7 protein-coding genes are annotated in these 13,124 nt (G+C 61.3%); 5 read left to right on the plus strand and 2 right to left on the minus strand.

The window, feature by feature from the left end:
* Window positions 1-88: 88 nt before the first annotated feature.
* The 5 genes from QDY28_RS06385 (at window position 89) to QDY28_RS06405 (ending at window position 7,665) form a co-directional block, all read left to right on the plus strand.
* Window positions 89-535 carry a cytochrome c-type biogenesis protein gene (locus QDY28_RS06385; RefSeq protein WP_331380838.1) on the plus strand — a complete coding sequence of 149 codons (447 nt, stop codon included), beginning with the start codon at window positions 89-91 and terminating at the stop codon, window positions 533-535.
* Between the two features lie 174 nt (window positions 536-709).
* The gene (locus QDY28_RS06390) at window positions 710-2,257 is read left to right on the plus strand and encodes a Do family serine endopeptidase (protein ID WP_331380839.1); all 1,548 of its coding nucleotides are present in this window, start codon (window positions 710-712) and stop codon (window positions 2,255-2,257) included.
* A gap of 140 nt (window positions 2,258-2,397) precedes the next feature.
* Window positions 2,398-3,156 carry a response regulator transcription factor gene (locus QDY28_RS06395; RefSeq protein ID WP_028750829.1) on the plus strand — a complete coding sequence of 253 codons (759 nt, stop codon included), beginning with the start codon at window positions 2,398-2,400 and terminating at the stop codon, window positions 3,154-3,156.
* A complete protein-coding gene (locus QDY28_RS06400; protein ID WP_331380840.1) occupies window positions 3,153-4,568 on the plus strand; it encodes a sensor histidine kinase in 1,416 nt (471 codons plus the stop codon). The genes QDY28_RS06395 and QDY28_RS06400 overlap by 4 nt, the downstream gene beginning before the upstream one ends.
* Window positions 4,569-4,707: 139 nt before the next feature.
* Window positions 4,708-7,665 (plus strand): bifunctional [glutamine synthetase] adenylyltransferase/[glutamine synthetase]-adenylyl-L-tyrosine phosphorylase, encoded by a 2,958-nt coding sequence (locus tag QDY28_RS06405; protein ID WP_331380841.1) that lies wholly within the window; start codon window positions 4,708-4,710, stop codon window positions 7,663-7,665.
* Window position 7,666: 1 nt separating this feature from the next.
* Here the strand turns inward: QDY28_RS06405 and QDY28_RS06410 are convergent, their stop codons facing one another.
* Both QDY28_RS06410 and pepN read right to left on the minus strand, forming a co-directional pair.
* Window positions 7,667-9,982 (minus strand): PAS domain-containing sensor histidine kinase, encoded by a 2,316-nt coding sequence (locus QDY28_RS06410; protein WP_331380842.1) that lies wholly within the window; start codon window positions 9,980-9,982, stop codon window positions 7,667-7,669.
* 230 nt (window positions 9,983-10,212) lie between these two features.
* Window positions 10,213-12,861 (minus strand): aminopeptidase N, encoded by a 2,649-nt coding sequence (gene pepN, locus QDY28_RS06415; RefSeq protein WP_331380843.1) that lies wholly within the window; start codon window positions 12,859-12,861, stop codon window positions 10,213-10,215.
* Window positions 12,862-13,124: the final 263 nt, after the last annotated feature.

The following is a 13,124-nucleotide window of genomic DNA, read 5'->3' on the forward strand; positions in this document are numbered from 1 at the left end:
TAAGCGAAAAGCAGCCTTACGGTGCAACGCCCCTTCAACCCGCGCTACGCGCGACCTTCTCCCCGCGGGGGAGAAGGTAAGGGCGCTTTTGAGCCTCTTGCTCATTCTTGTGTTCCTTGCTCCCACCGCAGCCTTCGCCGTCAATCCCGACGAAGTACTTCCCGATCCGGCTCTGGAGACACGGGCACGAACGATCTCGGCCGAATTGCGCTGCATGGTCTGTCAGAACCAGTCGATTGACGATTCCAATGCCGATCTTGCCCGCGATCTGCGCCTCCTGGTGCGCAAGCGCCTCGTCAACGGCGATACCGATCGGCAGGTGCTGGACTATATCGTTTCCCGCTATGGCGAGTTCGTACTGCTGAAGCCGCGCCTCAGTGACAAGACGCTGTTGCTCTGGGGTGCGCCGGCCGCTCTCCTCGTTTTCGGCGGCCTCGCTCTTGTCGTCTATGCCCGCCGCCGCGCCGGCAAAGCAACGGGCACGCGGCTGACGGCAGAGGAAGAAGCGCGTCTGAACGAGCTTCTTGGCAAGTGATGTTGCGCGATAGGTTGCTTTACCCCATCGAAAACATTTCGCTACATTACGAATTTTTCATGGGTCGGACAGTTCGCTGTAAGGTCCGAAGGCCTATATCCTTCCCACAACCCATCACCGCCGGTTCGACCGGCTCAAGGAAAATCGGACGAGAGAAGAAAAGGTAACTCGCATATGTTCAGGAATATCAAGGACACGTTGTCCCGTAGCACTGCTATGAAAGCTTCTGTCGTCGCCGGCCTCGCAGTCGCTGCTCTTGCCACCGGTGTCCCGGCTGAAATCAGCCGTTCCTATGCCGATGCTGTCAATGTTCAGGCTCCGCAGGTTCCGAGCTTCGCCAATGTCGTCGATGCCGTATCCCCGGCGGTCGTTTCCGTTCGCGTCGAATCGCGCGTCAATCCGGTGGCCGATGAAGACGATTCCTTCGGCCTCGGCCGTGGCTTCGACGAACTTCCGGACGATCATCCGCTGAAGAAGTTCTTCAAGCAGTTCGAACAGCAGCAGGGACATAATCAGGGCCAGCAGAAGGGCCAGCCGGATAACAAGGGCCGCCTGCGCCCGGTTGCCCAGGGCTCCGGCTTCTTCATTTCCGAGGACGGCTATCTCGTCACCAACAATCACGTCGTTTCTGACGGTGCGGCCTTTGTTGTTGTCCTCAATGACGGCACCGAACTCGATGCCAAGCTGATCGGCAAGGACCCCCGCACCGACCTCGCCGTGCTGAAGGTCGATGGCAAGGGCAAGAAGTTCACCTATGTCAATTGGGCCGATGACGACAAGGTTCGCGTCGGCGACTGGGTTGTTGCCGTCGGTAATCCCTTCGGCCTTGGCGGCACGGTCACCGCCGGCATCGTCTCGGCCCGTGGTCGTGACATCGGCTCCGGCCCCTATGACGACTTCATCCAGGTTGACGCAGCCGTAAACCGCGGCAACTCGGGCGGCCCGACCTTTAACCTCAACGGCCAGGTTGTCGGCATCAACACCGCCATCTTCTCGCCGTCGGGCGGCAGCGTCGGCATCGCTTTCGCAATCCCCGCCGATACCGCCAAGAACGTCGTCACCGATCTGATCAAGACAGGTACCGTGTCGCGCGGGTGGCTCGGCGTTCAGATCCAGCCGGTGACCAAGGATATCGCCGAATCCCTCGGCCTGTCCGAGCCGAGCGGCGCGTTGGTCGTTTCCCCGCAGGACGGCTCTCCGGGCCAGAAGGCAGGCATCAAGAACGGCGATGTCGTGACCGCCGTCAACGGTGACCCGGTCAAGGATCCGCGCGATCTCGCCCGCCGCATCGGCGCGATGCAGCCGGGCTCCAAGGTCGATGTCTCGCTGTGGCGTAACGGCAAGGCTCAGTCGGTCACCGTCGAACTCGGCACGCTGCCCGCCGACCAGAACAAGGCTTCGAACGACGATAACTCGCAGCAGCCTCAGCCGCAGCAGCCGTCGTCGGAAAAGGCGCTTGCCGATCTCGGCCTCACCGTCGGTCCGTCCGATGACGGCAAGGGTGTTGCGATCACGGCGGTCGATCCGGACTCCGATGCCGCCGACAAGGGCGTGAAGGAAGGCGAGAAGATCACCTCGGTCAACAACCAGCAGGTCTCCAACGCCGGTGACATCGCCAAGGTTATCGACCAGGCGAAGAAGGACGGCCGCACCCGTGCGCTGTTCCAGATCCAGTCCAATGATGGCAGCCGCTTCGTCGCTCTGCCGATCACCGCGGGCTGATTTTTCGGCCAATCGAGTGAATTGGGAGCCGCGCAGGCCACGGCTTGCGCGGCTCCTTTGTTTCCAGGGCTTGGTCCTCAGAGATGCGCGATCGCGCGAGACCATGGCTATCGACGAATTGCTTTCAGGGCAGGTAGAAGATGACAACCGCTGGCCAACATGCTGTGAACTCCTCCGATTCTGGTTGTGCTGAGGCATCGCCGACGGGTAATGTCGCCCATATGAAGATTTTGATTATCGAAGACGATCTCGAGGCTGCCGCGTATCTCACCAAGGCGTTTCGCGAGGCTGGCATTGTTGCCGACCATGCGAGCGACGGTGAGAGCGGTCTGTTCATGGCCACCGAAAACGCCTACGATGTCGCCATCATCGATCGCATGCTGCCGCGCCGCGATGGTCTTTCCGTCATCAGCGAGTTGCGCCGCAAGGGCGTGCATACGCCTGTTCTCATTCTCTCCGCTCTCGGACAGGTCGACGACCGCGTCACCGGTCTCCGTGCCGGCGGCGACGACTACCTGCCGAAGCCCTACGCGTTCAGCGAATTGCTCGCCCGCGTCGAAGTTCTCGGCCGCCGCAAGGGCACGCCGGAACAGGATGTGCTCTACCGCGTCGGCGATCTGGAGCTTGATCGGCTGTCGCATGAGGTTCGCCGCGGCGGCAAGGAAATCCTGCTGCAGCCACGCGAGTTCCGCCTGCTCGAATATCTGATGAAGAATGCCGGCCAGGTGGTGACGCGCACCATGCTTCTCGAAAACGTCTGGGATTACCATTTCGATCCCCAGACGAATGTGATCGACGTGCACGTCTCGCGCCTGCGTTCGAAGATCGAAAAAGACTTCAGCCAGCCGCTGCTGAAGACGATCCGCGGCGCCGGCTACATGATCAAGGACGAGGGATGAGCCGCTTTCGCGTTCTCTTCAAGTCTACTGCAGTCCGCCTGTCCGCCCTTTACATCCTTCTTTTTGCGCTCTGCGCTGCCACGCTCGTCTTCTACGTAACGGCCATGTCGGAGCGGTTGTTGACCGGGCAGATCCGCGATGCCGTGCAGCAGGAGGTCAATCAGGTCAAGCGCGCCTACGATGTGGGCGGCCTGAACCTGCTGCTGCGCACAATGGAACGCCGCGCGCGCCAGCCGGGCGCCAACCTCTATGTCATCGCCAGCCCCTCCGGCGATATCCTCGCAGGCAACGTCGCGTCGGTCCAACCGGGCGTTCTCGGGGAAGCCGGTTGGACGGAATTGCCTTTCACCTACGAGCGCTATACGGACTCCGGCCCCGACATCGAACGACGGCATCTGGCGATTGCCAATATCTTCCTTCTCGACAATGGCCTGCGCATCCTGATCGGCCGCGACTTGGGCGAGCCGGAGCGCTTCCGGGTGCTCGTGCGCCAGGCCTTGATGCTGGCGCTGGCGATCATGGGCCTTGGCGCGCTCGTCATCTGGTTTGGTATTGGCCGCAACGCGCTGAAGCGCATTGACCGCATGACCGATGCCAGCCGCAAGATCATGGCCGGCGATCTCTCGCAGCGGCTGCCGGTCGGCGGCTCCGGCGACGAATTCGACCGCATGTCGGCATCGCTGAACGCCATGCTGGAGCGCATCGAGAAACTGAACGAAGGCTTGCGGCAGGTCTCCGACAACATCGCCCATGATTTGAAAACGCCGCTGACGAGGCTGCGCAACAAGGCGGCCGACGCGCTCGACAATGCGAATAGTGAAGGGCGCCGTGTCGCGCTGGAGGGCATCATCGGCGAGTCCGATCAGTTGATCCGCACATTCAATGCGCTGCTGATGATTTCCCGTGTCGAAGCCGGTTCCGTCGCCGCGGAGATGACCGGCGTCGACCTCTCTTCCATTGTCGCGGACACAGCCGAGCTTTACGAGCCCGTCGCCGAGGAAGCAGGCCTGTCACTAACGACCGATATCGAGCCCGATGTCGAGGTGCAGGGCAATCGCGAGCTGATCGGCCAGGCGATTTTCAATCTGATCGACAATGCCGTCAAATATGCGTCGGGCTGTCCTGGCAAACAGGCGGTCGTGCTTAAACTGTCGCGTACATCGGACGCCGTAAATCTCGCCGTCGCAGACTATGGCCCCGGCATTCCTGCCCACCAGCGGACGGAGGTGGTCAAACGCTTCATCCGCCTGGACGAAAGCCGCTCGAAGCCTGGCACCGGCCTTGGTCTTGCTTTGGTGGAAGCGGTGATGGAGCTGCATGGCGGGCGGCTGGAACTTTCCGATACCGATCCGGCCAGCCCCAACGCTCGCGGCCTGACGGTAACCATGATCTTCCCCACGCAGGAACAATAGACTAATCCTGCCCTACCGGATTGCCTCATGCATGATCTCTGTATCGGCTTCCGATTCTAGAGATCATGCAGGATTCAAGATGTGACTGCGTGCCTTGCACGTCCGATCGGACCCATGGGCGCCGTTGGAGGAGAGCTGCATGACGACGGAAAGCGATTTTCTGCAGGATGTTCCGCCCGGGCGGCTTCGTCCGCTCAATCAGACGGAGCTGAAAGCGACGCTCGCCGACCTCAAGGATATTGCCGCATCGGAACCGGCAATCGCCGCTCTTCTCGGTGGTGACGGTCCGCTCCGCGACTTTATTGTCGCCGCACTGACGCTCTCGCCTTATCTTCGCGAAACCGCCAATCTCGACCCGGCGCTGCTCGTTGCAGCCGTCAGCAAACCGCTGTCGCCGCAGATCGAGCTTCTGGTGGCCGAGGCGCGCCGCGCCTGGCTGCCGGCGCAGGAAGGCGCACCGTCGCCTGCAGAATCCGAGGTCATGAGCCGTTTGCGCATCGCCAAACGTCGCGCCTCGTTCCTGATCGCACTTGCCGATCTCGCCCGCATTTTCGACGGCAGGGCGACCACGCGTTGGCTGAGCGCCCTTGCCGAAGCCTCGATTTCGGCAGCGATCGACCATCTGCTCCTGTCGTCGCACGAGACCGGCAAGATCGTCCTCCGCGACCCCTGGACGCCAAGCCGCGGCTCCGGTCTGATCGTGCTTGGCATGGGCAAACTCGGCGCCGAGGAGCTGAATTACTCTTCCGATATCGATCTGGTCGTTTTCTTCGATGAAATGGCCGGCATCGTTCCCAATCCCGAGGATGCGATCGACATCTTCCCACGGCTGATGCGCCGTCTGGTGCGCATCCTGCAGGAGCGGACCGCCGACGGCTATGTCTTTCGCACCGATCTTCGCCTGCGTCCCGATCCGGGATCAACACCGCTTGCCATCCCCATCGAGGCGGCCATGATCTATTATGAGGGCAGGGGGCAAAACTGGGAGCGTGCCGCCTTCATCAAGGCCCGCGCCGTCGGCGGGGACATCGCGGCCGGCCAGGCCTTCATCCGCGACCTCGTGCCCTTCGTCTTTCGCAAATATCTCGATTACGCGGCGATATCGGATATCCATTCCATCAAGCGGCAGATCCATGCGCATAAGGGTCATGGCGCGATTGCCGTCAAGGGCCACAATGTCAAGCTCGGCCGCGGCGGCATCCGCGAAATCGAGTTCTTCGTGCAGACGCAGCAGTTGATCGCCGGCGGCCGCATGCCGGCACTGCGCTGCCGCGCCACCGAGCAAACATTGGGCGAGCTGACCAAGGCGAAATGGATCGACGCGGAAACGCGCGACGAACTGACGGAGGCCTATTGGTTTCTGCGTAATGTCGAGCACCGCATCCAGATGGTGCGCGACGAGCAGACGCATCTGCTTCCCGAAACGGATGTCGAATTGAAGCGCATCGCCTTCATGATGGGCTTTTCCGATCTATCCAGCTTTTCCGAGGCCTTGGTTGCGACGCTGAAGACAGTGGAGCGGCGCTATGCCCGCTTGTTCGAACAGGAGACCAAGCTTTCGACCGAAACCGGCAACCTCGTATTCACCGGCCAGGGCGACGATCCCGATACGCTGAAGACGCTCCGCCGCCTCGGCTTCGAGCGTCCTTCCGATATTTCCCGTGTCATCCGCACATGGCACTATGGCCGCTATCGGGCCACGCAATCGGTCGAGGCGCGCGAGCGACTGACCGAATTGACGCCGGAATTGCTGCGCGTGTTTGGCGAGAGCAAACGAGCGGACGACGCGCTGCTGCGTTTCGACAATTTCATCTCCGGACTGCCGGCGGGTATTCAGCTTTTCTCGCTGCTGAGCACAAATCCGGCGCTGCTCTCGCTCATCGTCAACATCATGTCTTCGGCGCCGCGGCTTGCGGAAATCATCGCCGCCAAGCCGCATGTTTTCGACGGCATGTTGGACCCCGGTTTGATGGCGGAACTGCCGACGCGCGATTACTTGGCCGAACGAATCAACAGTTTTCTGGCGCCGGCGGCGCATTACGAGGAGGTGCTGGACCGGCTGCGCATCTTCGCCTCGGAACAGCGTTTCCTGATCGGCATCCGCTTGCTGACGGGCTCTATCGCCGGCGCCATGGCCGCCCGTGCCTTCACCTATCTTGCCGATCTGATCGTGGAAGCGGCCTTGAACGCCGTGCTGAAGGAAATCCAGGCCGCCCATGGCGATTATCCGGGCGGCCGCGTCGCCATCGTCGGCATGGGCAAGCTCGGCAGCTTCGAGCTGACCGCCGGTTCGGATATCGATATTATCCTGCTTTACGACTATGACGATGAGGCCGGCGAATCCACCGGGCCGAAGCCGCTCGATGCGACGCGCTATTTCACCCGCATGACCCAGCGACTAATGGCTGCACTTTCCGCGCCGACGGCGGAAGGCGTGCTTTACGAGGTCGACATGCGCCTGCGTCCATCCGGCAACAAGGGCCCGGTCGCAACACGCATCAACTCCTTCGAGAAATATCAGCGCGGCGAGGCCTGGACCTGGGAGCATATGGCGCTGTCCCGTGCACGTCTGATCTGCGGCGATGAAGATCTTGTGCTGAATGCGGAGCGGATCATCGGCGAGGTGCTATCGGTGAGGCGGGATATCCCAAAGATCGCCAAGGATGTCGCCGAGATGCGGGGTCTGATCGAAGAGGAAAAGCCGCCCGTCAGCATTTGGGACTTGAAGCTCATTCCCGGCGGCCTGATCGATATTGAATTCATCGCGCAATATCTGCGGCTGATCGCCCCCGCCCGGGGCGTCGGGATCGACGCCAATGGCCTCAGCACCGGCGAGGCGCTGAAACTGCTCGGCGGCAGCCTGATGGACCGCAACGATCTCGACCTCTCCCTGGAGGCGCTGCATCTTTATACCGAATTGTCGCAATTGATCCGGCTCTGTGTCGACGGACCGTTCGATCCGGAAAGGGCCCCTTCCGGACTGATAGAGCTGGTTTGCCGCGCCGGCGATTGCCCCGACATCAAGACGCTGGAAGCGGAGCTGAAGCGTCTTTCGAAAGCGGTGCGCAAAGTTTTCCAGTCAGTCGTGAGGGCGTAGCTCAACCCACGTCCGGAATGCGAATGGCAATCACGGTGCCGACGCCTTCGCGTGAGCGGATGCGCATGCGGCCGCGATGCAGCGTCGTTAGGGAGCGCGAAATGGCAAGCCCGAGGCCCGAGCCGCCCTTGCTCTTGGCATATTGGTTTTGCACTTGCTCGAACGGCTGGCCGATTTTGCCGAGCGCCGACTTCGGAATCCCGATGCCGGTGTCGGCAATCGTCAGCATCACCGCGTCCTCGACCTTGCGCGTACGGACCGCGATGCGGCCGCCGTCGTTGGTGAACTTGACGGCGTTGGAGAGGAGATTGAGCAGGATCTGCTTCATGGCGCGGCGATCTGCGGTCAGCTTGATGCCGGAGGAGATGCGTTGTTCGACGAGGATGTTCTTGTAGGCGGCCGGAATGGCCGTAAAGCGCAGGCATTCCTCGATCAAGGGTGCAAGATCGATCCGCTCGCAGGAGAGCTTAAGGTGGCCCGCCTCGATCTTCGACATGTCGAGAATATCGTTGATGACGTTCAGCAGATGCTTGCCGCTGTCGTGAATATCCTTGGCATATTCATTGTATTTCGCCGAGCCCAGCGGACCGAACATCTGGTCCTGCAGGATTTCCGAGAAACCGAGGATGGCGTTAAGCGGCGTGCGCAGCTCGTGCGACATGTTGGCGAGGAATTCGGATTTGGCCTTGTTGGCGGCTTCGGCGCGTTCCTTTTCCGCGAGATAATTGGTGTTGGCGGTCGAAAGCTCCGCCTTCTGGCGCTCCAGGATTTGCCGGGAGGCGGAAAGATCGTTGATCGTCGCCATCAAGCGGCGCTCGGAATCGCGCAGACGCTCCTGGTTGCGTTTCAACTGCGTGATGTCGGTGCCGACGGAAACGAGGCCGCCATCGCGGGTGCGGCGTTCGTTGATCTGCAGCCAGCGCTCGTCGGCAAGCTGCACTTCCGTCGTCTGCGAATGGTTGGAACGGCCGGGATCGACAATACGCCGCTCGATGACCGGGCGGGCGGCGGCGGCGTTGACGACGGCACGTTCGGTGCCCGGCACGAGCACATTGTCCGGCAGGCCGTAAGCTTGCTGGAAATGGCCGTTGCACATGACCAGACGATCGTTCTTGTCCCAGAGCACGAAAGCTTCCGAAGTGCACTCGATCGCATCGGCCAGACGCTGGTCGGCCTCGGCATAGCGCTGCGCCAGCCGATGCTGCTCGGTGACGTCCATGGCGATGCCGATCATGTGGACATGACCGGAATTGGTGCGGATGACCTGGGCGCGCGCGCGCATCCAGACATAGTGGCCTCTGGCATGGCGAATGCGCAGGATCTGATCCACCTGGCCGGCGGTGCCCCGGGTGACTGAGCGGGCCAGTACATGCAAGCTATTGTCATCGGGATGCATCAGCCGGGCCGCATCGATGAAGGACAGCGGCCGGTCGGCAGCCGGCAGGCCGAGCATGTCGTACATCGACCGCGACCAGAAGAATTCACGGCTGGCGAAATCGAAATCCCAAAGACCGCAGCGCCCGCGCGACAGCGCGGTCTCGACGCGCAGATTGGATTCGAGGAAGATCTCGTCTGCATCGCGTGCGCGCTTTACCTGGGTGTAGTAGGCGTAGAGGATGACGAGCAGGATGGAGGAAATGCCGGCAAAAAGCGTGACATTGAGCGTCAGCTCATCGCGCCAGAGCTTGTCGATCTGCTCCATCGAAGCGGCTGAAAGGACGAAATCGCCCTTGTCTCCGATCAAGGAAATCGCCGCATAGAAGGGCGCGCCATCGATCATCGTCTCGATCACGCCGGCATGGTCGCCGAAACTTCTGACGGTCGACACCTCGGGGAAGAAATCGGCGATGGTCAAGCCAATATAGGCGGAGCCGGCGGCCGACGAGCCGAAGACACGGCCGCTCGCCTGCACGAGCAGGACGAATGCGCCGTCGTCGAGCCGGTCCTGTGGAAGGTAAGCCGCAAGCTTCCTTTCGGCGCCGTCGCGGTCACCTGCCTGGAACAGGCTCGCATCGTTGGAAAAGGCTGCGGAAGCGGCAGCGATGGAAAGCGACGTCGCCCTGCGCGCAGCCGCGGTCATCCGCCCGTGCTCCATCATCATGCCGAAAAAATGCGAGGCGGCAACGACCATCAGAAAGGAGACGATGAGGACGGGAATCACTCGCTTCAGGATATGTTCCGCCTGCGGAAAACGGCGCGAAACCGTTTCCGCCCGTACACCCGCACGATCGGTAACGCCGCTATGCCAGGATTTCAGACCGTCGAAATTGACACGCAGCCGTCCATCGGCCGCGGTTGCCCGCCGCACGTCCACCATCGCTCTAGCCTTGTTCCTCGTGTGATTCGCTGCGCCGCTCGCCCGAATCTGCCTTAATGAATCACTCGTGATTCGCCTTGTCCAGAGGGAAGGGTAAAACTTTCTTAACCATCTGCGATTTCGTACTTTTCAGCACTCGCAATGGTAAGGCGCGGACGGCTGAGACTCGCTCCGGCTGAAAAAGGCGGGCCAAAAATTGCCCGCCTCGATCTCGGAGGAGCAAGCAAAATTCATTCCTTGAGGGTGCGGTCGACGATATCACGAACATCCGTCGAGAGGCTGTCGGCGCGTTCGATCTGCATCAAAGCGGAGCGGGCGTGATCGGCGCGGACAGGCTCCAGCAGGCGCCAGGACCGCATGGAGGTCAGGATGCGTGCCGCCAACTGCGGGTTGCGCTGGTCGATATCGAGGATTTCCTGCGCAAGGAAGCGATAGCCCGCGCCATCCGCACGACCGAAGCCGGTCGGATTGGCAAAGGCGAAGGTGCCGACGAGGGCGCGCATGCGGTTGGGATTGGTGCGCTTGAAAAGCGGCGTTTCCATCAGACCCTGGATCCGCTCCAAGGTCGCTGCGCCCGGAATGGCCGCCTGAATGGCGAACCACTTGTCGATGACCAGCGCGTTTCCGGCGAAGCGATCGCGGAAGCCCTCAAGCGCTGCCTTGGCCTCCGCCGTTTCCGGGAACCGGTGGGCAAGGATCGTCAGGGCGGCACTGAGTTCAGTCATGTTGTTGGCTGCGTCAAAGGCCGCTTTGGCGCGAGCCGGCGCGTTGTCCGACTGCGACAGATAGGTCAGCGCGGCGTTACGCAATGCCCTGCGTCCGGCGCTGGCGGCGTCCGGGCTGAAGGCGCCCGGCGTCTGCATGTTGTCATAGAGGGCAGCGAAAATGTTTTTACCGGCTTCGGCGACCAGCGCGAGGATGGCCTGCCGCCCGGCATGGATCGCGTCCGGATCGTTATTGCCGCCGAGTTCGCGGGCGATATCGGCCTCGCTCGGCAGGGCGAGCGCCTGGGCGCGGAAGGCGGGTTCCAGGCTCTCATCGTTTGCTGCCGCCAAAAGCGCGTCGACGAAGGCTGCGTCGCAAGTGACCGGAATGCCCTGGCGCGCGTCGCGAGCGGCCTGCAGCAGGTTCGGCAGTCCAAGGTCGATCAGCGCCTGCCAGCGGGCGAAGTGGTCGGTTTCATAACGAGCGATCAGCGCCAGGTCCTTGGCGCTCTGGCTGAGTTGAAGATTGATCGGCGTCGAGAAGCTGCGGTTCAGCGACAGCACCGGCCGCGAAGGAATGCCGTGGAACACAGCGGTCTGCGTCCGCGAAGTCAGGTGCAGGACGTCGTCGGTCAGTTCCGCACCGCTCACCAACGTCGGCGTCAATAACGCTCCGTCCGCGGCGAAAAGCGCTGTGCGCAGCGGGATATGCATCGGTTCCTTGGTCGCCTGGCCGGGAGTGGCCGGGACCATCTGTTCAAGCGACAGTGCGAAGGTCTTGGCTGAGGCGTCATAGGTCCCGGAAGCGGTCACCAACGGCGTACCGGCCTGATGATACCAGAGCGAGAACTGCGTCAGGTCGCGCCCGCTCGCATCCTCGAAACATTTGATGAAATCTTCGATGGTCACGGCCTGGCCGTCGTGGCGGTCGAAATAAAGATCCATGCCCTTCTTGAAGAGATCGCGGCCGAGGAGCGTCGCGATCATGCGAGTGACTTCGCTGCCCTTCTCGTAAACCGTCGTCGTATAGAAGTTGTTAATTTCACGATATTTCGTCGGGCGAACCGGATGGGCAAGCGGCCCGCTGTCCTCCGGAAACTGCTCCGATTTCAGATGGCGGACTTCGGCGATGCGCTTGACCGGCCGCGAGCGCTGATCGGCGGAGAATTCATGGTCGCGATAGACCGTCAGGCCTTCCTTGAGGCAGAGCTGGAACCAGTCGCGGCAGGTGATGCGATTGCCGGTCCAATTGTGGAAATATTCATGCGCGATGATCGCTTCGATATTGGCATAGTCGGAATCGGTGGCGATTTCCGGATCGGCCAGCACGTATTTGTCGTTGAAGACGTTGAGGCCTTTATTCTCCATCGCTCCCATGTTGAAATCGGAGACGGCGACGATCATGAAGATATCGAGATCGTATTCGCGGCCGAACCGCTCCTCGTCCCATTTCATCGAACGTTTCAGCGCATCCATGGCATAAGCAGCGCGTGGCTCCTTGCCGTGTTCGACATAGATCTTCAGCGCCACTTCACGGCCGGACATCGTGACGAACGTATCCTCGACGACGCCAAGATCGCCGGCGACAAGCGCGAAGAGATAGCTGGGCTTCGGATGCGGATCGAACCAGGCGGCGAAATGCTTGCCTTCGCCATAGCCGGCACCGCCGAGAAAATTGCCGTTCGACAACAGCAGCGGATTGGCGGCTTTATCGGCGATGATATTGACGGTGTAGGGGGCGAGTACGTCAGGGCGATCGGGGAAATAGGTGATGCGGCGGAAGCCCTCGGCCTCGCACTGGGTGCAATAGATGCCGCCGGTGCGGTAAAGCCCCATCAACTGCGTGTTGGCTTCGGGGTTTATGACCGTCGTGATCGTCAGCTCGAACGGCGTACTTTCCGGCAGGTCACGGACGGTCAGGCTTTCCGCCGTCGCCTCGTATTGTTCGACCGGAACCTCCACCTGATCGAGCAGCAATCCCGAGAGGCTGAGCTCGTCGCCGTCGAGCACAAGCGGCGCCTTGATGTCGGTACCTTCACGCCGATGAAAGATCAGCCGCGCTTCGACCTTGGTTTCGGTCGGATGCAGATCGAAGGTGAGGTCCACGCGTTCCAGAACGAAGTCGGTGGGACGGTAATCTGCCAGATGGACGATCTGGCCGGTGTCTGTTCGCATGGTCTATCCTGATCAGGCTTATACTGCGGCGGGCGGCGTTGATCCGGAGCAGCGCTCCGGAGGGAAATCCGCGGGCATCATTACATCGAAATCTGAACCAAAGTTAAAGTCATATCGTGGCGCCGCTACAATTCGTGATGGCGGGCGAAGTATTTGATCGGGAAGGCCACGTTTCATTTTAGGTTGAACGCCGCCTTGATCGCGTCGCCGCGTCAGTTTGCTGTCGCGAATACCGGCGGCTTAAACGAGCCCATTAGGCCGAT

Source organism: Rhizobium sp. BR 362 (genome assembly GCF_036528765.1).
Lineage (GTDB): Bacteria > Pseudomonadota > Alphaproteobacteria > Rhizobiales > Rhizobiaceae > Rhizobium.

Bases quoted from the DNA above. Each gene is read 5' to 3' on its own strand.
- QDY28_RS06390 (WP_331380839.1), top strand. From the start codon at position 710: ATGTTCAGGAATATCAAGGACACGTTGTCCCGTAGCACTGCTATGAAA.
- QDY28_RS06395 (WP_028750829.1), top strand. From the start codon at position 2,398: ATGACAACCGCTGGCCAACATGCTGTGAACTCCTCCGATTCTGGTTGT.
- QDY28_RS06400 (WP_331380840.1), top strand. From the start codon at position 3,153: ATGAGCCGCTTTCGCGTTCTCTTCAAGTCTACTGCAGTCCGCCTGTCC.
- QDY28_RS06405 (WP_331380841.1), top strand. From the start codon at position 4,708: ATGACGACGGAAAGCGATTTTCTGCAGGATGTTCCGCCCGGGCGGCTT.
- QDY28_RS06410 (WP_331380842.1), bottom strand. From the start codon at position 9,982: ATGGTGGACGTGCGGCGGGCAACCGCGGCCGATGGACGGCTGCGTGTC.
- pepN (WP_331380843.1), bottom strand. From the start codon at position 12,861: ATGCGAACAGACACCGGCCAGATCGTCCATCTGGCAGATTACCGTCCC.